This is a genomic window from Rhodococcus sp. WB1, from assembly GCF_001700945.1.
GTDB lineage: Bacteria > Actinomycetota > Actinomycetes > Mycobacteriales > Mycobacteriaceae > Rhodococcus > Rhodococcus aetherivorans.
In genome coordinates, this window is record NZ_CP015529.1 from 2,349,924 (window position 1) to 2,368,948 (window position 19,025).

The window sequence follows — 19,025 nt, forward strand, 5'->3', positions numbered from 1 at the left end:
CGACCACCGAACCGACCGAAAGAGCTGAGCACAAGTGCGAGTAGCGCAGTCCTGGCTGACCGAGATCCTGCAGCGGGCCACCCCCGAGTGGAACGTCACCGCCGAGGAACTCGATGCGGGATTCGTCCGGGTCGGACTCGAGGTGGAGGAGGTCGACACCCTCGCGCGCCTCGACGGCCCCCTCGTCGTCGGCCGCGTCCTCGAGATCACCGAGCTCACCGAGTTCAAGAAGCCCATCCGCTTCTGCCAGGTCGAGGTGGGCGAAGACGCCCCGCGCGGCATCGTGTGCGGCGCCCGCAACTTCACCGAGGGCGACCTCGTGGTCGTCGCGCTGCCCGGCGCGGTGCTGCCCGGCGGCTTCGCCATCGCCTCCCGCAAGACCTACGGCAGGGTCTCCGACGGGATGATCTGCTCCGTCGCCGAGCTCGGCATCGGCAAGGACCACTCCGGCATCCTCGTCCTCGAGGAGGGCACCGCCGAACCGGGTACCGACGCCAACGACCTGCTCGGCCTCGGCGACACCGTCATCGAGCTGAACATCACCCCCGACCGCGGCTACTGCTTCTCGCTGCGGGGCCTGACCCGCGAACTCGCGTGCGGCTTCGACCTCGAGTTCGCCGACCCCGCGCACGTCGTGCCCAATCCGGCCGACGGCGGCCAGGCCTACCCGATCCGGCTCGAGCCGGAGACCGACGCCACCCGCTTCGCCGCCCGCAAGGTCACCGGCATCGACCCCAAGGCCGTGTCCCCGTGGTGGCTGCAGCGGCGGCTGCTGCTGTCCGGCATCCGCCCGATCTCCCCGGCCGTCGACGTGACCAACTACGTGCTGCTCGAACTCGGCCAGCCGCTGCACGCCTTCGACGCCGCCACCCTCCAGGGTGAGCTCGTCGTGCGGCGCGCGAAGGCGGGGGAGAAGCTGACCACCCTCGACGGCATCGAACGCGACCTCGACCCCGAGGACGTCGTCATCACCGACGACTCCGGCGTGATCTCCCTGGCCGGGATCATGGGCGGCGTCGCCACCGAGGTGAGCGGCACCACCACCGACGTCCTCCTCGAGGCCGCCACCTGGGATCCGCTGGCCGTGTTCCGGAGCGCGCGGCGCCACAAGCTGGTCAGCGAGGCGGGCAAGCGGTTCGAGCGCAACGTCGACCCCGAAGTGGCGCTGCCGGCGCTGGACCGGGCCGCGTCGCTGCTCGTGGAGATCGCCGGTGGCCGCGTCGAGCCGGTCCTGACCGACATCTCGGTCCCCGTCGAGCCGGTCTCGATCCGCATGGACATCGACCTGCCCGACCGCATGGCCGGGGTCGCCTACCCGACCGGCACCGCCGCCCGCCGGCTCACCCAGATCGGATGTGGCGTCGAGGTCGGCGTCGGCCCGGACGGGCACGGCCAGCTGGTGGTCACGCCGCCCACGTGGCGACCCGACCTGCGCCAGCCGGCCGACCTGGTGGAGGAGGTGCTGCGGCTCGAGGGACTCGAGCAGATCCCGTCCGTGCTCCCCGCCGCCCCCGCCGGCCGCGGACTGACCCCGAGCCAGAAGCGCCGCCGCGCCGTGGGCCGCGCCCTGGCCGCCGACGGCCACGTCGAGGTCCTCGCCCCCGTCTTCCTGCCGGCGCACGTGTTCGACACGTGGGGTCTCGACGCCGACGACCCGCGCCGCACCACCACCAAGGTTCTCAACCCGCTCGAGGCCGACCGCCCCGAGCTGGCGACGACGCTGCTGCCCGGCCTGCTCGAGGTGCTCGCCCGCAACGTCTCCCGTGGCCAGCGCGACCTGTCGCTCTATGCGATCGCGCAGGTCGTCCTGCCCGGACCCGGCACCCGGCCCGTGCCGCCGCTGCCGGTGGACCGGCGTCCCACCGACGAGCAGATCGCGCTGCTCGAAGGATCGCTGCCCGCGCAGCCCGTCCATGTCGGGGCGGTGCTGTGCGGCCTGCGGGAGCCCGCCGGGCCGTGGGGCCCGGGCCGGCCCGCGGACGCGACCGACGCGTTCGCCGCGGCGGAGACCGTCGCGGCCGCCGCCGGTGTGCGGCTGCAGCGCCGCGCGGCGCAGTACCTGCCCTGGCATCCGGGCCGCTGCGCCGAGCTGCTCGTCGACGGTGTCGTCGTCGGCCATGCCGGCGAGCTGCACCCGGCGGTGCTCGAGCGCGGCGGCCTGCCCGCCCGCACGTGCGCGTTCGAACTGGACCTCGACGCGCTGCCGATCATGGAGTCGCTGCCGGCGCCCAAGGTCTCCCCGTTCCCCGCCGTCCTGCAGGACGTCGCCGTCGTCGTGGCCAAGGAGGTCCCGGCCGCCGACGTCGAGGAAGCGCTGCGCGCGGGTGGCGGCGAGCTGCTCGAGGACATTCGCCTGTTCGACGTGTTCGAGGGGGCGCAGGTCGGGGAGGGCCGCAAGTCGCTCGCCTTCGCGCTGCGGTTCCGGGCGGCAGACCGCACGCTCACGGAGGACGAGGCCAGCGCCGCCCGCGCCGCCGCCGTCGCGTCGGCGTCCGCCGCCGTCGGTGCCGAACTGCGGCACTGACCCGGGCCTGCGGACGTAGCCTGGGAGCATGACCACGGATCCGTCGTCCCCCGACCCCGACGCTCCGGACGCGCCCGTGCCCGACGTCACCCCGGCCGAGCCCGGTTCTCCGTCGGTCCCGGACGTGACACCGGCGGAACCGGGCTCGCCGTCGGTGCCGGACGTCCCGCCGTCCCCGGTCGGGCCGGACGTGACACCCGCCGAGGGGGCGGCCGCCGGTTACACCTCGGCCGGAGTGCCCACGTTCGACTCGGTGCGTGAGAAGATCGAACGCCGCGCAGGCACGGCGATCGGTGCGGAGGAACTCGCCCGCGAGAGCGCGGCGGGGCGCACGCTCGAGGAACAGTTCGACGAGCGCCGACGGGCCGCCGCCGACAAGCTGACCGAGATCCGCCGTTCGCTGGCCGAGGGGTGAGCCGGTCCGGTCCGACCCACCCGTATGAATGAAGTTGCATGATGATGCATAATCAATCGTATGGGTAACTCACCGGAATTCACGGCGACCGCACAGTCACCGATTCGGGTCGCCGTCGCGGGGGCCAGCGGGTACGCGGGCGGCGAAATCCTGCGCCTGCTTCTCGGTCATCCCGCCTATCAGGACGGCCGGCTCGTCGTCGGCGCGCTCACCGCCGGCGGCAACGCCGGCGCGACGCTCCGCGAGTTCCATCCCCACCTGCTTCCGCTGGCCGACCGCATCCTCGGCGCCACCGATCTCGACACCCTGGCCGGCCACGACGTCGTGTTCCTCGGCCTGCCCCACGGCCACTCCGCCGTCATCGCCGAGCAACTGCCCGACACCACCGTCGTCATCGACTGCGGCGCCGACTTCCGTCTGTCCGAGTCGGCCGACTGGGAACGCTGGTACGGCGGCGACCACGCAGGAACCTGGCCCTACGGCATGCCCGAGCTGCCCGGCAAGCGTGAGCACCTGATCGGCGCCACCCGCATCGCGGTCCCCGGGTGCTATCCCACGTCGGCCACCCTCGCCCTGGCCCCCGCCGTCGCGGCCGGCATCGTCGAGCCGAGGGTCCAGGTCGTCGCCGTGTCCGGCACCTCCGGCGCCGGCAAGTCCCCCAGGGTCGACCTCCTCGGCTCCGAGGTGATGGGCTCGGTGCGGGCCTACGGCGTCGGCGGAGCGCACCGGCACACGCCGGAGATCAAGCAGAACCTCGCCGCCCTGACCGACGCCGCCGTGACCGTCTCCTTCACCCCCGTGCTGGCGCCGATGCCCCGCGGCATCCTCGCGACCTGCACAGCCCCCACCACGGCCACCGCCGACGAGGCCCGGGCCGTGTACGAGAAGGCCTACGCCGACGAGCCGTTCGTCCAGGTGCTGCCCGAAGGGGTGCTGCCCACCACCGGTGCGGTGCTCGGCTCCAACGCCGTGCAGCTCGCCGTCACCGTCGACCCCGACGCCGGCGTCCTCGTCGCCATCGCCGCGCTCGACAACCTGACCAAAGGCACCGCCGGCGCGGCGGTGCAGTCCATGAACCTGGCACTCGGCCTGCCCGAGACCGCCGGCCTGTCCACCGTGGGAGTCGCCCCGTGAGCATCGACAGACACTCCACCGACGAGCACGTCTACGTCGACGCCGTCGACATCGCCGGCGGACGCCTGATCCGCACCCAGGGCGTCACGTCGCCCGCCGGGTTCCGCGCCGCGGGCATCCCCGCCGGCATCAAGGCCTCCGGCAACCCGGACCTCGCGCTGGTCTTCAACGAGGGTCCGGAGCTGACCGCCGCCGGCGTGTTCACCACCAACAAGATCAAGGCCGCACCCGTGCTGTGGTCGCAGCAGGTCCTCACCTCCGGCGCCCTGCGCGCGGTGATCCTGAACAGCGGCGGCGCCAACGCCTGCACCGGCCCCGGCGGGTTCCAGGACACCCACGCCACCGCGGAGAAGGTCGCCGAAACCCTCAGCAACTGGGGCACCGAGACCGGTGCGGGCGAGATCGCCGTGTGCTCTACCGGGCTCATCGGCGACCGGCTGCCCATGGGCAAGGTCCTCGCCGGCGTGGAGGAGATCGTCCACGAACTCGCCGGCGGCATCTCCGGCGGCACCGACGCCGCCTACGCCATCATGACCACCGACACGGTGCCCAAGCAGGCGGCCCTGCACCACGCCGACAAGTGGAACGTCGGCGGCATGGCCAAGGGCGCCGGCATGCTCGCCCCCGCTCTGGCCACCATGCTGTGCGTCGTCACCACCGACGCCGTCGCCACCGCCGAGCAGCTCGACCGCGCCCTGCGCGCCGCCACCCGGCTGACATTCGACCGCCTCGACGTCGACGGGTCCACCTCCACCAACGACACCGTGCTGCTGCTCGCGTCCGGTGCCAGCGGCATCGCCCCCACCCAGGAACAGCTCGACGCCGCCGTCCTCGCGGTGTGCGACGACCTCGCCGGGCAGATGATGGCCGACGCCGAGGGCGTCACCAAGCGGGTCACCGTCACCGTCCGCGGCGCCGCAAGCGAACAGGACGCCCTCGTCGGCGCGCGCACCGTCGCGCGCGACAACCTCGTCAAGACCGCCCTGTTCGGTTCCGACCCCAACTGGGGTCGCGTCCTCGCCGCGATCGGCATCGCCCCGATCGACCTCGACCCGAACCGCATCTCCGTCACGTTCAACGGCTCCCCGGTGTGCATCGACGGTGTCGGCGCCCCCGGCGCCCGCGAGGTCGACCTCTCCGGCCCCGACATCGCCCTCGACATCGACCTCGGCGTCGGCGACGCCGAGGTGACCATCCGCACCACCGACCTCTCCCACGGCTACGTCGAAGAGAACTCGGCCTACTCGTCATGACCGGAACCGATATGGCCACCGATCCCATCGCGCAGCTCACCGCCCACCAGAAGGCGTACGTCCTCGCCGAGGCCCTGCCGTGGCTGCAGAAGTTCCGCGGCAAGATCGTCGTGGTCAAGTACGGCGGCAACGCCATGATCGACGACGACCTCAAGCGCGCCTTCGCCGCCGACATGGCGTTCCTGCGCACCGTCGGCGTCCATCCCGTCGTCGTCCACGGCGGCGGACCGCAGATCAACGCCATGCTGAAGCGACTGGGCATGGCAGGGGAGTTCCGCGGTGGTTTCCGCGTCACCACCCCCGAGGTGATGGACGTCGTCCGCATGGTGCTGTTCGGCCAGGTCGGCCGCGAACTCGTCGGCCTGATCAACGCCCACGGCCCGTACGCCGTCGGCATCTCCGGCGAGGACGCCCACCTCTTCACAGCCACCCGCCGCACGGTCGTCGTCGACGGCGAGGACACCGACATCGGTCTCGTCGGCGACGTCACTACCGTGGACCCCGCCGCCGTCCACGACCTCATCGCGGCCGGCCGCATCCCCGTCGTCTCCACCATTGCCCCCGATGACGACGGCGTGGTCCACAACATCAACGCCGACACCGCCGCCGCCGCCCTCGCCGAGGCCCTCGGCGCGGAGAAGCTCGTGGTCCTCACCGACGTCGAGGGCCTCTACACCGATTGGCCCGACCGCAGTTCCCTCGCCACCAGCATCGACGCCGACGCCCTGGCCGATCTGCTGCCGTCCCTCGACGCCGGCATGGTCCCGAAGATGGAGGCCTGCCTGCGGGCCGTCCGCGGCGGCGTGCCCACCGCCCACGTCATCGACGGACGCCAGCCGCACTCGGTGCTGCTCGAACTCCTCACCGAGGAAGGCATCGGCACGATGGTCACTCCCACCCACCCCCGGACGACCGCACCCACCCAGGAAGGCACCTCATGACCGGCACCTCCGAACTCCAGCAGCGCTGGGCCGGGTCGCTGATGAACAACTACGGCGTCCCCAAGGTCGCCCTCGTCGCCGGCGACGGTGCCGTCGTCACCGACGCCGACGGCAAGCAGTACCTCGACCTGCTCGGCGGCATCGCCGTCAACGCCCTCGGTCACCGCCATCCCGCCATCCGCGAGGCCGTCACCGCGCAACTCGACACGCTCGGCCACGTGTCCAACCTCTACGCCAGCGGACCCGTCGTCGAACTCGCCGAGCGTCTCCTCGCGCACTTCGGGCACCCCGGCCGGGCGTTCTTCTGCAACTCCGGCACCGAAGCCAACGAGGCTGCGTTCAAGCTCGCCCGGCTCACCGGACGCCCCAAGATCATCGCCGCCGAGAAGGCCTTCCACGGCCGCACCATGGGCGCCCTGGCACTCACGGGCCAGCCCGACAAGCGCGCCCCGTTCGAACCCATGCCCCCCGGCGTCGAATTCGTCCCCTACGGCGACGCGGACGCCCTCGACGCCGCCGTCGACGAGAACACCGCCGCCGTGTTCCTCGAACCGATCATGGGGGAGTCCGGCGTCGTCGTGCCCCCCGAGGGCTACCTGGCCCACGCCCGCCGCATCACCGCCGAACGCGGGGCGCTGCTCGTCCTCGACGAGGTGCAGACCGGCATCGCCCGCACCGGCACGTTCTTCGCCCACCAGGCCGTCGGCATCGTGCCCGACGTGATGACCCTCGCCAAGGGGCTCGGCGGTGGCCTGCCCATCGGCGCCGTCGTCGCCACCGGACCGGCCGCCGACTTCTTCCAGCCCGGCAAGCACGGCACCACCTTCGGCGGCAACCCGGTGTGCGCCGCCGCCGCGCTCGCCGTCCTGCGCACCATCGACGAACAGCACCTGCTCGCCCACGTCGACGCCGTCGGCAAATCCATCGCCACCGGCATCGAAGCGCTCGGGCACCCCCTCGTCGACCACGTCCGAGGCGCCGGCCTGCTGCTCGGCATCGTCCTCACCGACACCAAGGCACCCGCCGTCGAAGCGGCCGCCCGGGACGCCGGCTATCTCGTCAACGCCGCCGCCCCCGACGTCATCCGCCTCGCGCCGCCGCTGATCCTCACCCAGGAACAGGCCGACGGGTTCGTCGCGACGCTGCCCTGCGTGCTCGACGCCGCCCAGCAGGAAGGAAACTAGACCCATGGTGAAGCACTTCCTCAAGGACGACGACCTCACGCCCGCGCAGCAGAGCGAGGTCCTCGACCTCGCCGCGGCCCTGAAGAAGGCCCCGTTCTCGGCCCGTCCCCTCGAGGGCCCGCGCGGCGTCGGAGTCATCTTCGAGAAGAACTCGACCCGCACCCGCTTCTCCTTCGAGATGGGTATCGCCCAGCTCGGCGGCCACGCCGTCGTCGTCGACGGCCGCACCACCCAGCTCGGACGCGAGGAAACCCTGCAGGACACCGGCCGCGTCCTGTCCCGCTACGTCGACGCCGTCGTCTGGCGCACCTTCGGCCAGGACCGGCTCCAGGCGATGGCCGAAGGCGCCACCGTGCCCCTCGTCAACGCCCTCTCCGACGAGTACCACCCCTGCCAGGTCCTCGCGGACCTGCTCACCCTCCGCGAGCACAAGGGTGAGCTGCACGGGCTGAAGCTGACCTACCTCGGCGACGGTGCCAACAACATGGCGCACTCGCTGCTGCTCGGCGGTGTCACCGCCGGCATCGACGTCACGATCGCCGCCCCCGCCGGTTTCGTCCCGAACCCCGCCGTCGTGGACGCGGCCCGCGCCCGCGCCGCCGAAACCGGCGCGCGGATCACCCTCACCGAGGACCCGCGCGCCGCCGTCGCCGGCGCCGACGCCCTCGTCACCGACACCTGGACCTCCATGGGCCAGGAGAACGACGGACTCGACCGCGTCGGTCCCTTCCGCCCGTACCAGGTCAACGCCGAGCTGCTCGCGCTCGCCGACCCGAACGCCGTCGTGCTGCACTGCCTGCCCGCCCACCGCGGCGACGAGGTCACCGACGAGGTCCTGGACGGACCGCAGTCGGTGGTGTGGGACGAGGCCGAGAACCGCCTCCACGCACAGAAGGCGCTGCTCGTGTGGCTGCTCGAGCAGCGCGAACGGTAACCGTGAGCAGCGTGGCCGAACCGTCGAGCGGCGCCGGACCGGCCGGCGCCGCCGCGGCCCCGACCCGCGCGGCCCGGCAGGCCCGGATCACCGCGCTCGTCGCCACCCACGCGATCCGCAGCCAGCCGGAACTCGCCGCGCTGCTGGCCGCCGAAGGCATCGAGGTGTCCAACGCCACCCTCTCCCGCGACCTCGAGGAGCTCGGAGCGGTCAAGCTCCGCGGGGCCGACGGCGGGCCCGGCGTGTACGTCGTCCCCGAGGACGGGAGCCCCGTCCGCGGCGTGTCCGGAGGCACCGACCGGCTCTCCCGCCTCCTCGGCGAACTGCTGGTCTCCACCGACTCGAGCGGCAACATCGCCGTGCTCCGCACCCCACCCGGAGCAGCGCACTATCTGGCCAGCGCACTCGATCGGGCATCATTACCCGAAGTGGTCGGCACCATCGCCGGCGACGACACCATCGCGGTGATCGCGCGCGAGCCCCTCACCGGAGCCGACCTCGCCGCGAAGATCGAATCCCTGGCCTGATCCGATCGCGCACCGAGCACCGATAGACGCAAGTTCAATCAAGAAGGAGCACAAACACAATGGCCGATCGCGTCGTACTCGCCTACTCGGGCGGGCTGGACACCTCCGTCGCCATCAGCTGGATCGGCAAGGAGACCGGCAAGGAGGTCGTCGCCGTCGCCATCGATCTCGGCCAAGGCGGCGAGGACATGGAGGTCGTGCGCCAGCGCGCCCTCGACTGCGGCGCGGTCGAATCCGTCGTCGTCGACGCCAAGGACGAGTTCGCGGAGGAGTACTGCCTGCCGACCGTCCAGGCCAACGCCCTCTACATGGACCGCTACCCGCTGGTCTCCGCGATCAGCCGCCCCCTGATCGTCAAGCACATCGTCAAGGCTGCCCGCGATCACGGCGGCACGGTCGTCTCGCACGGTTGCACCGGCAAGGGCAACGACCAGGTCCGCTTCGAGGTCGGCTTCGGCGCCCTCGCCCCCGACCTCGAGGTCATCGCCCCCGTCCGCGACTACGCCTGGACCCGCGAGAAGGCCATCGCCTTCGCCGGCGAGCACAACCTGCCGATCAACGTCACCAAGAAGTCCCCGTTCTCGATCGACCAGAACGTGTGGGGCCGTGCCGTCGAGACCGGCTTCCTCGAGGACCTGTGGAACGCCCCCACCAAGGACGTCTACGACTACACCGAAGACCCCAGCCTCAACTGGCAGGCCCCCGACGAGCTGATCATCACCTTCGAGAAGGGCGTGCCCACCGCGATCGACGGCCGGCCGGTCACCGTGCTCGAGGCCATCCAGGAACTGAACCGCCGCGCCGGCGCCCAAGGCGTCGGCCGCCTCGACATGGTCGAGGACCGCCTCGTCGGCATCAAGAGCCGCGAGATCTACGAGGCCCCCGGCGCTCTCACCCTCATCCACGCCCATCAGGAGCTCGAGCACGTCACCCTCGAACGCGAGCTCGGCCGGTACAAGCGCCGCGTGGAGGAGCGCTGGAGCGAGCTGGTCTACGACGGTCTCTGGTACTCGCCGCTGAAGTACGCGCTCGACGCGTTCGTCCAGAACACCCAGGAGCACGTCTCCGGCGACATCCGGCTCGTCCTGCACGGCGGCCACATCGCCGTCAACGGCCGCCGCAGCGCCGAATCGCTGTACGACTTCAACCTCGCTACCTACGACGAGGGCGACAGCTTCGACCAGTCCAACGCCAAGGGCTTCGTCCAGATCCACGGCCTGTCCTCCAAGGTCGCCGCCAAGCGGGACCTGGGCCTGTAGTCATGACCGCCCACGACGCCGATGGCATCCGGAGTCACGATGCCGAAGGCATCCAGAGTCACGATGCCGAAGGCATCCAGAGTCACGGCACCAACGAGGGCGCCCTGTGGGGCGGCCGGTTCGCATCCGGACCGGCCGCCGCCATGGCGGCACTGAGCAAGTCCACCCACTTCGACTGGGCGCTCGCCCCCTACGACGTCCGGGCCTCCAAGGCGCACGCGCGCGTGCTGCACAAGGCCGGCCTGCTCAGCGAGGCCGACCTCGCCACCATGCTCGACGGCCTCGACCGGCTCGGCGCCGACGTCGCCTCCGGCGCGTTCGCCCCGGCCGAGTCCGACGAGGACGTCCACGGCGCCCTCGAACGTGGGCTCATCGAGCGGGTCGGTCCCGACGTCGGCGGCCGGCTGCGAGCCGGCCGCTCCCGCAACGATCAGGTCGCCACCCTGTTCCGGATGTGGCTGCGCGACGCGGCGCGACGTATCGCCGACGGTGTCCTCGCCGTCGTCGACGCCCTCGCCGACCAGGCCGCCGCGCATCCCGCCGCGGTGATGCCGGGCAAGACCCACCTGCAGGCAGCACAGCCGGTACTGCTCGCGCACCACCTGCTCGCGCACGCCCACCCGCTGCTGCGCGACGTGCAGCGGCTGCGGGACTTCGACGCGCGTGCGGCGGTGTCCCCGTACGGCTCGGGAGCGCTCGCCGGCTCCTCCCTCGGCCTCGACCCCGACGCGATCGCGGCAGAACTGAACTTCGACTCCGCCGCCGAGAACTCGATCGACGCCACCTCCGCGCGCGACTTCGCCGCCGAGGCCGCGTTCGTGTTCGCCATGATCGCGGTCGACCTCTCCCGCATGGCGGAGGAGGTCATCCTCTGGAGCACCCCGGAGTTCGGCTACATCACCCTCGCCGACGAGTGGTCCACCGGATCGTCGATCATGCCGCAGAAGAAGAACCCGGACGTCTCGGAACTGACCCGGGGCAAGGCAGGTCGCCTCATCGGCAACCTCACCGGCCTGCTCGCCACCCTCAAGGCCCAACCGCTGGCGTACAACCGGGACCTGCAGGAGGACAAGGAGCCGGTGTTCGACTCGGTCCTGCAGCTCGAGCTGCTGCTGCCGGCGATCACCGGTCTCGTGTCCACCCTGACCTTCCACACCGATCGTATGGCCCAGTTGGCACCCGCCGGATTCACCCTCGCCACCGACATCGCCGAGTGGATGGTGCGCCAGGGTGTCCCGTTCCGCGTCGCACACGAGGCGGCCGGGGCGTGCGTGCGCGCGGCGGAGGCGCGCGGCGTCGGCCTCGAGGAACTCACCGACGACGAGCTGACGGCGGTCGACCCCGCGCTGACGCCGAAGGTCCGCGAGGTGCTCACCGTGGAGGGCTCCATCGCTTCCCGCAACGCCCGCGGCGGCACCGCGGGCGCCCGGGTAGGTGAACAGCTCGTCGGAGTTCGTGCCGCCGCTCGCGCGCTGCGGGACTGGGTGCGCAGCTGACCGGCCCGCTCGGTGAACAGGGCCATCGCCTCGACGTAATGTGGCAGGCTGTCATTCCTGACAGGGTGGACACACGCAGAACTCGGCGGATGGGAAGAGGTTCGTGGCACTGGGCGGTGGATCGGTGATGGGGCCCCTGCGGCGCGTGGTGGCGACCGCGCAGAACGGCCTCGAGGTGGTCCGTCACGGCGGTCTGGAAACGGGGGCGACACCGTCGCCGTTCCAGATCGTCGAGCGGACCGGCATGTACAGGCTGCGGCACTACTACCCGGAATCCGACGCCGCCGAGAATGCTGCTCCGGTGGTGCTGGTCCCCCCGATGATGATGTCGGCGGACGTCTACGACGTCACCCGCGATACCGGAGCCGTCGGCATCCTGCACTCGATGGGTCTCGACCCCTGGGTGGTCGACTTCGGCTCCCCGGACCGGGAAGAAGGCGGGTGGGACCGCACCCTCACCGACCACATCATCGCCCTCGACGAGATCATCGATCACGTGCACGAATACACCGGCCGGGACATCCACCTGGCCGGGTACTCGCAGGGCGGCATGTTCTGCTATCAGGCCGCGGCCTACCGCCGCAGTCGGCACGTCGCCAGCCTGATCACCTTCGGCAGCCCCGTGGACACCCTGGCCGCCCTGCCGTTCGGGATTCCCGAGGGCGTCGCCGTCCGGGCCGCCGACTTCCTCGCCGACCACGTCTTCAACCGGCTCGCCATCACCGGGTGGATGGCCAAGACCGGCTTCCAGTTCCTCGACCCCGTCAAGACCGTGCGTTCGCGCATCGAGTTCCTCATGCAGCTGCACGACCGGGAAGCCCTCCTGCCGCGCGAACCTCAGCGCCGCTTCCTCGACACGGAGGGGTGGGTGGCCTGGTCCGGTCCTGCAGTGGCCGAGTTGCTTCGCCAGTTCATCGTGCACAACCGCATGGTCAGCGGCGGCTTCGTCATCAACGACCGGGCCGTGAGCCTGGCCGAGATCACTTGCCCCATCCTCGCGTTCGTCGGCGAGGTGGACGACATCGGGCAGCCCCTCGCGGTGCGCGGCATACGCAAGGCCGCCCCCCGGGCTCAGGTGTTCGAATACTCCTTGCGCGCAGGCCATTTCGGGCTCGTCGTGGGCGGCACCGCGGCGCGGCAGACCTGGCCCGCCGTCGGCGAATGGGTGCAGTGGCGGGAAGGGCACGGCGACCGGCCGGTCGGCGTCGGCCGGATGGCGATCCCCGAGCTCCACGCAGAAGGAGAGACCGGGGTGTCCGTCGCGGCCCGCCTCACCCACACCGTCGCCACCATCGCCGAGGTCGGTGTGGAGGTCGGCAAGGGCATCGCCGACCTGGCCTCCGAAACGGTGCGCGGGGCCCGGGAGCTGTCGGGGGAGGCGGCCCGGGCCCTTCCGCGCCTGGCCCGGCTCGGACAGATTCAGCCACGAACCCGCATCTCGCTCGCCGGCGTCCTGACGGAGCAGTGCCGCAAGGGGCCGCACCGCGAGTGCTTCATCTACGAGGACCGCGTCTACACCTTCGCCGACGTCAATCGGCGGATCGACAACGTGGTGCGCGGGCTGGTGCACTCCGGTGTCCGCCCCGCCGCCCACATCGGTGTCCTCATGGACACCCGTCCCAGTGCGATGGCCGCGGTCACGGCCGTCTCCCGCATCGGCGCGGTGTCGGTCCTGCTCCCGCCCGGCCCCGACCTCGACGAGGCCATCCGGTTGGGCGCCGTCCAGAAGATCATCACCGATCCCGAGAACCTCCAGCAGGCGATCGCCACCGGCATCCCGGCCCTGGTCCTCGGTGGTGGCAGCATCCGCGAACTGGACATCCCGGCCGGCGCCGACGTCGTCGATCTCGAACACCTCGACATCACCACGGTCGAACTCCCCGGCTGGTATGCGCCCGACCCCGGCGTCGCGCGCGAACTCGCCTTCCTCCTGTTCACCGGGAGCGGCGACACCCTGGAGATGCGTCAGATCTCCAACCACCGATGGGCGCTCTCGGCCTTCGGCACCGCCACCGCCGCCGCACTGGGGCGTGGTGACACGGTGTATTGCCTTGCCCCGCTTCATCATTCGTCCGGTCTCCTGGTCAGCTTCGGTGGCGCGCTCGCCGGCGGCTGCCGCATAGCCCTGTCCCACGGCCTGGACCCCGCCCGCTTCAGCGAGGAAGTGCACCGCTACGGCGTCACCGTCGTCACCTACACCTGGGCGATGATGCGGGACGTCCTCGACAGCCCGGCACTGCACATCGACGAGATCCACCCCGTCCGCCTCTTCATCGGCTCGGGCATGACGCCCGGCCTGTGGCGGCGGACCCTCGAACGCTTCGCTCCCGCCCAGGTGCTCGAGTTCTATGCCTCCACCGACGGCGAGATCGTCCTGGCCAACGTCTCGGGTGCCAAGATCGGATGCAAGGGACGGCCGCTGCCCGGCAGCGCCGAGGCACGCCTGGCGGCGTGGGACCCGACCACCGGTCGTCTGGTGGAGGACGCGCGGGGCTTCGTCCGCGAGAGCGCCGCCGGCGAGGTCGGCCTCCTGCTCGGCCGGCCCAGCGCGTCGACGGAAGCGCTGCCCGGCGTCATGCGGGGAGTGTTCGAACTCGGCGACGTGTGGGTGCCCACCGAGAACCTCTTCCGACGAGACCAGGACGGTGACTACTGGCTGCTCGACAGCAAGCACAGTGTCATCCGCACCCCGCACGGACCGGTGTACGGCCAGCCGGTGGTGGATGCCCTCGGCGGTATCCCGCGGGTCGATCTCTGCGTCGTATACGGCGTGCGCACCGGAGACACCGAAGTCGCCGTGGCCGCGTGCACCCTGCGCGAGAACCGCGCGCCGAGCGCCGCCGAGATCACGGCGGCACTCGACGCGGTTCCCGCTCCGGAACGGCCCGACCTGGTCCATGTCGTGCCGCACATCGCACTCGGGCCCACGTATCGGCCGATGTCCGGTGACCTGCCGGCGCGGGGCCTGCCGAAGCCGACCGTGCGGTCGTGGTTCGCCGACCCGGCGACCGGAACCTACAAGCGGTTCACCAAAGCGGTCGCGGCGAGATTCACCGGCGTCGGCACAGGTCCGGCACCGGGCGCACGGTAGCCTGGGGCCGTCCGAGTCCCGCACCACCGTCGAGAGGACCACCGTGGCTGTCGATCCCACGCTGCTGAGCATCCTGGCCTGCCCGCAGGACAAGGGGCCGCTGCTCCTCGTGGACGATTCGGTTCTCTACAACCCGCGGTTGCGCCGCGCGTATCCGATCGAGAACGGCATCCCCGTCCTCCTCGTCGACGAGGCCCGAGCGGTGACCGAGGCCGAACACGAGGACTTCGTCGCGCGCGGCGTGGCCGGCTGGACCGAGGACCGGGTGGCGGACTGAGCGTGGCGTTCGAGCGGCTCACCGGGGTCGACCCGCTGACTGCGGCGCACACGATCCTCGGCGCCACGCTGTGCGCGGGCGAGGTGGTCCTGCGGATCACGGAGGTCGAGGCCTACGGCGGGCCCGAGGACGGTCCCTGGCCCGATCCGGCGGCGCACTCCTACCGGGGACGTACGCCGCGGAATGCGGTGATGTTCGGCCCTGCCGGCCATCTCTACATCTACCGCAGCTATGGGCTGCACCACTGCGCGAACATCTCCGTGGGGCCCGACGGAGTGGCCGCGGCGGTACTGCTGCGAGGTGCCGAAGTAGTCGCGGGGGAGGAGATCGTCCGTTCCCGGCGAACGGCCGGGACTCCCGCACCGAACCTTGCCCGCGGACCCGGCAACCTCGCGGCCGCCTTGGGATTGACGCTGGCGGACAACGGGATCGATGTGCTCGACGATGGCGCAACCGCGAAACTCACTCTGGGTGACGTCGACCGGGTCGCGTCGGGCCCACGCGTGGGCATCAGTGTCGCGGCCGAACGACCGTGGCGGCTGTGGATCCCCGGCGCCGTGGGGGTGTCGGCGTACCGGCGCAGCCCGCGCGCGCCGGCCGCTCCCCGTCGGATGGGATGATCGAGCGGTGACTGAGCACATCCTCGACGAACTGACCTGGCGTGGACTGATCGCCCAATCGACCGACCTCGACACACTCCGCCGCGATCTCGCCGCGGGCCCGGTCACGCTCTATGCCGGATTCGATCCCACCGGGCCGAGTCTGCATGCCGGTCACCTCGTGCCGTTGCTGGCCCTGAAGCGTTTCCAGCGAGCGGGCCACCGGCCCATCGTGCTGGCGGGCGGCGCTACCGGCATGATCGGAGATCCGCGGGAGGTAGGGGAGCGGACCATGAACTCGGCGGACACGGTCGCCGAATGGGCCGAACGCATCCGCGGTCAGCTCGAGCGGTTCGTGGACTTCGACGAGTCGCCGACCAGCGCGATCGTCGTGAACAACGCCGACTGGACCTCCTCGCTCAGCGTCGTCGACTTCCTCCGCGATATCGGCAAGCACTTCTCCGTCAACGTCATGCTCGCTCGCGACACGGTGAAGCGCCGGCTCGAGGGCGACGGCATCTCGTACACCGAGTTCAGCTACATGCTGCTGCAGGCCAACGACTACGTGCAGTTGCGTCGCGAGCACGGGTGCACGCTGCAGGTGGGGGGGTCGGACCAGTGGGGCAACATCATCGCGGGCGTCGAGCTCAACCGACGGACCGACGGTGCCGCCGTGCACGCGCTCACCGTCCCGCTCGTCACCTCGGCCGACGGCAAGAAGTTCGGGAAATCCACCGGCGGCGGAAGCCTCTGGCTCGACCCGGAGATGACCACGCCGTACGCCTGGTACCAGTACTTCGTCAACGCCGCCGACGCCGACGTCGTGAAGTACCTGCGGTGGTTCACGTTCCTGGATCAGGACGAACTCGCCGAACTCGAGACGGCGACGGCCGAGCGGCCGCAGGCGCGCGAGGCGCAGCGCCGCCTTGCGGCCGAAATGACGACCCTCGTTCACGGCGAGGCCAACACCCGGGCGGTCGAACTTGCGAGCCGGGCGCTGTTCGGTCGTGGAGAGTTGGCGGACCTGGACGAAGCGACCCTCTCGGCCGCGCTGGCGGAGGCCTCCGTCGCGGAAGTGCACGACGGGCAGCCCGGCACGATCGTGGACCTGCTCGTCGCGACCGGCCTGTGCGAGAGCAAGGGCGCTGCCCGACGCACGATCAAGGAGGGGGGTGCCTCCGTGAACAACCAACGGATCTCATCCGAGGAGTGGACCCCGTCGAGCGCGGATCTGCTGCACGACCGCTGGCTTGTCCTGCGGCGAGGCAAGCGCAACTTTGCCGGCGTGCGAGTCGAACGCGGCTGAGCGCACTGCCGCCACCGCCGACGGGCCGCTGACCTGCGGATTTGACGGCCCGTTAGCGGTGGCGTAACTTTGTCGTCGTTCGAGCGACACGGACGCCGACCCGGACCGAGAGGTACGGAAAGCGGTTGCGCCCTGATCGGTCGAGCAGCCAACACGAAGATCGCAGACAGTGTTTGCGTCCGCGAGTTCAGAGTGTTAGGCTAGAACGGTTGCCCCGGAGCAAGGCGCGAAGGCGCGGAGCGATGGTGTGTGCGTGTTCTTTGAGAACTCAACAGTGTGCCGATGAATGTCAGTGCCAAAATATTTTTGGTGCGACCGCCTCTCTTTTCGGGGGGGTGGTTGTTGCTGGCTGCCGCATTCTTCCGTCTGTGGTGGTCAGTGTTTTTTGCTGGTTTGAGTTTTTTGCTGGTGATTTGGCTCGATGTCTATGACTGATCGGCCCTTCGGGGTTTGATTGTGAGTCTTCAACGGAGAGTTTGATCCTGGCTCAGGACGAACGCTGGCGGCGTGCTTAACACATGCAAGTCGAACGATGAAGCCCAGCTTGCTGGGTGGATTAGTGGCGAACGGGTGAGTAACACGTGGGTGATCTGCCCTGCACTTCGGGATAAGCCTGGGAAACTGGGTCTAATACCGGATAGGACCTCGGGATGCATGTTCCGGGGTGGAAAGGTTTTCCGGTGCAGGATGGGCCCGCGGCCTATCAGCTTGTTGGTGGGGTAACGGCCCACCAAGGCGACGACGGGTAGCCGGCCTGAGAGGGCGACCGGCCACACTGGGACTGAGACACGGCCCAGACTCCTACGGGAGGCAGCAGTGGGGAATATTGCACAATGGGCGCAAGCCTGATGCAGCGACGCCGCGTGAGGGATGACGGCCTTCGGGTTGTAAACCTCTTTCAGTACCGACGAAGCGCGAGTGACGGTAGGTACAGAAGAAGCACCGGCCAACTACGTGCCAGCAGCCGCGGTAATACGTAGGGTGCGAGCGTTGTCCGGAATTACTGGGCGTAAAGAGCTCGTAGGCGGTTTGTCGCGTCGTCTGTGAAAACCCGCAGCTCAACTGCGGGCTTGCAGGCGATACGGGCAGACTTGAGTACTGCAGGGGAGACTGGAATTCCTGGTGTAGCGGTGAAATGCGCAGATATCAGGAGGAACACCGGTGGCGAAGGCGGGTCTCTGGGCAGTAACTGACGCTGAGGAGCGAAAGCGTGGGTAGCGAACAGGATTAGATACCCTGGTAGTCCACGCCGTAAACGGTGGGCGCTAGGTGTGGGTTTCCTTCCACGGGATCCGTGCCGTAGCTAACGCATTAAGCGCCCCGCCTGGGGAGTACGGCCGCAAGGCTAAAACTCAAAGGAATTGACGGGGGCCCGCACAAGCGGCGGAGCATGTGGATTAATTCGATGCAACGCGAAGAACCTTACCTGGGTTTGACATACACCGGACCGCCCCAGAGATGGGGTTTCCCTTGTGGTCGGTGTACAGGTGGTGCATGGCTGTCGTCAGCTCGTGTCGTGAGATGTTGGGTTAAGTCCCGCAACGAGCGCAACCCTTGTCCTGTGTTGCCAGCAATTCGGTTGGGGACTCGCAGGAGACTGCCGGGGTCAACTCGGAGGAAGGTGGGGACGACGTCAAGTCATCATGCCCCTTATGTCCAGGGCTTCACACATGCTACAATGGCCGGTACAGAGGGCTGCGATACCGCGAGGTGGAGCGAATCCCTTAAAGCCGGTCTCAGTTCGGATCGGGGTCTGCAACTCGACCCCGTGAAGTCGGAGTCGCTAGTAATCGCAGATCAGCAACGCTGCGGTGAATACGTTCCCGGGCCTTGTACACACCGCCCGTCACGTCATGAAAGTCGGTAACACCCGAAGCCGGTGGCCTAACCCCTCGTGGGAGGGAGCCGTCGAAGGTGGGATCGGCGATTGGGACGAAGTCGTAACAAGGTAGCCGTACCGGAAGGTGCGGCTGGATCACCTCCTTTCTAAGGAGCAACTCCCGTCGGTGGGTCACACAGGTGACTCCGCCACGGGCAGAGCCATTTCGGATTCACACGTAATCCGGTGGTGCTCATGGGTGGAAC

The 19,025-nt window shown here is 69.9% G+C and carries 15 protein-coding genes and 1 rRNA gene; all 16 read left to right on the forward strand.

The window, feature by feature from the left end; all coding sequences use genetic code 11:
• The first annotated feature begins 34 nt into the window (after nt 1-34).
• The 16 genes from pheT to A4U64_RS10505 all read left to right on the forward strand — a co-directional run bounded on the left by pheT (nt 35) and on the right by A4U64_RS10505 (nt 18,926).
• Complete coding sequence (gene pheT / locus A4U64_RS10435; protein WP_065922539.1) at nt 35-2,524, forward strand: phenylalanine--tRNA ligase subunit beta; 2,490 nt, start codon at nt 35-37, stop codon at nt 2,522-2,524.
• Nucleotides 2,525-2,552: 28 nt separating this feature from the next.
• Complete coding sequence (locus A4U64_RS10440; RefSeq protein ID WP_006936497.1) at nt 2,553-2,939, forward strand: PspA/IM30 family protein; 387 nt, start codon at nt 2,553-2,555, stop codon at nt 2,937-2,939.
• A gap of 60 nt (nt 2,940-2,999) precedes the next feature.
• A complete protein-coding gene (gene argC / locus A4U64_RS10445; protein WP_043799637.1) occupies nt 3,000-4,073 on the forward strand; it encodes an N-acetyl-gamma-glutamyl-phosphate reductase in 1,074 nt (357 codons plus the stop codon).
• Nucleotides 4,070-5,326 (forward strand): bifunctional glutamate N-acetyltransferase/amino-acid acetyltransferase ArgJ, encoded by a 1,257-nt coding sequence (gene argJ, locus A4U64_RS10450; protein ID WP_043799640.1) that lies wholly within the window; start codon nt 4,070-4,072, stop codon nt 5,324-5,326. The genes argC and argJ overlap by 4 nt, the downstream gene beginning before the upstream one ends.
• Nucleotides 5,323-6,267 carry an acetylglutamate kinase gene (gene argB, locus A4U64_RS10455; protein ID WP_065922540.1) on the forward strand — a complete coding sequence of 315 codons (945 nt, stop codon included), beginning with the start codon at nt 5,323-5,325 and terminating at the stop codon, nt 6,265-6,267. Before argJ ends, argB begins: the two co-directional genes overlap by 4 nt.
• Nucleotides 6,264-7,451, forward strand: a complete 1,188-nt coding sequence (locus A4U64_RS10460; RefSeq protein ID WP_006936489.1) for an acetylornithine transaminase — start codon at nt 6,264-6,266, stop codon at nt 7,449-7,451. The genes argB and A4U64_RS10460 overlap by 4 nt, the downstream gene beginning before the upstream one ends.
• Nucleotides 7,452-7,455: 4 nt before the next feature.
• A complete protein-coding gene (argF, locus tag A4U64_RS10465; protein ID WP_006936487.1) occupies nt 7,456-8,385 on the forward strand; it encodes an ornithine carbamoyltransferase in 930 nt (309 codons plus the stop codon).
• 11 nt (nt 8,386-8,396) lie between these two features.
• On the forward strand, nt 8,397-8,912 hold the full coding sequence (locus tag A4U64_RS10470) for an arginine repressor (protein WP_006936485.1): 516 nt from the start codon (nt 8,397-8,399) through the stop codon (nt 8,910-8,912).
• A 59-nt stretch (nt 8,913-8,971) separates the two neighbouring features.
• A complete protein-coding gene (locus tag A4U64_RS10475) occupies nt 8,972-10,171 on the forward strand; it encodes an argininosuccinate synthase (RefSeq protein ID WP_006936483.1) in 1,200 nt (399 codons plus the stop codon).
• Nucleotides 10,172-10,245: 74 nt separating this feature from the next.
• Nucleotides 10,246-11,667, forward strand: coding sequence for an argininosuccinate lyase (argH, locus tag A4U64_RS10480; protein WP_065923466.1), 1,422 nt, complete (start codon nt 10,246-10,248; stop codon nt 11,665-11,667).
• A gap of 127 nt (nt 11,668-11,794) precedes the next feature.
• Nucleotides 11,795-14,758 (forward strand): AMP-binding protein, encoded by a 2,964-nt coding sequence (locus tag A4U64_RS10485; RefSeq protein WP_006936480.1) that lies wholly within the window; start codon nt 11,795-11,797, stop codon nt 14,756-14,758.
• A gap of 43 nt (nt 14,759-14,801) precedes the next feature.
• Nucleotides 14,802-15,035, forward strand: a complete 234-nt coding sequence (locus A4U64_RS10490; protein ID WP_006936479.1) for a Trm112 family protein — start codon at nt 14,802-14,804, stop codon at nt 15,033-15,035.
• A 2-nt stretch (nt 15,036-15,037) separates the two neighbouring features.
• Complete coding sequence (locus A4U64_RS10495; protein WP_006936476.1) at nt 15,038-15,655, forward strand: DNA-3-methyladenine glycosylase; 618 nt, start codon at nt 15,038-15,040, stop codon at nt 15,653-15,655.
• A gap of 7 nt (nt 15,656-15,662) precedes the next feature.
• Nucleotides 15,663-16,940 (forward strand): tyrosine--tRNA ligase, encoded by a 1,278-nt coding sequence (gene tyrS, locus A4U64_RS10500; RefSeq protein ID WP_029543887.1) that lies wholly within the window; start codon nt 15,663-15,665, stop codon nt 16,938-16,940.
• A gap of 282 nt (nt 16,941-17,222) precedes the next feature.
• Nucleotides 17,223-17,375: a hypothetical protein gene (locus A4U64_RS28200; protein WP_157127581.1), complete on the forward strand. Its 153-nt coding sequence runs from the start codon at nt 17,223-17,225 to the stop codon at nt 17,373-17,375.
• A gap of 29 nt (nt 17,376-17,404) precedes the next feature.
• Nucleotides 17,405-18,926, forward strand: a 16S ribosomal RNA gene (locus tag A4U64_RS10505).
• The last annotated feature ends 99 nt before the right edge of the window (nt 18,927-19,025 follow it).

Coding starts and splice junctions, on each gene's coding strand:
- argF (WP_006936487.1), top strand. CDS start 7,456: ATGGTGAAGCACTTCCTCAAGGACGACGACCTCACGCCCGCGCAGCAG.
- A4U64_RS10440 (WP_006936497.1), top strand. CDS start 2,553: ATGACCACGGATCCGTCGTCCCCCGACCCCGACGCTCCGGACGCGCCC.
- argC (WP_043799637.1), top strand. CDS start 3,000: ATGGGTAACTCACCGGAATTCACGGCGACCGCACAGTCACCGATTCGG.
- A4U64_RS10460 (WP_006936489.1), top strand. CDS start 6,264: ATGACCGGCACCTCCGAACTCCAGCAGCGCTGGGCCGGGTCGCTGATG.
- A4U64_RS28200 (WP_157127581.1), top strand. CDS start 17,223: ATGAATGTCAGTGCCAAAATATTTTTGGTGCGACCGCCTCTCTTTTCG.
- argB (WP_065922540.1), top strand. CDS start 5,323: ATGACCGGAACCGATATGGCCACCGATCCCATCGCGCAGCTCACCGCC.
- A4U64_RS10485 (WP_006936480.1), top strand. CDS start 11,795: ATGGGGCCCCTGCGGCGCGTGGTGGCGACCGCGCAGAACGGCCTCGAG.
- A4U64_RS10475 (WP_006936483.1), top strand. CDS start 8,972: ATGGCCGATCGCGTCGTACTCGCCTACTCGGGCGGGCTGGACACCTCC.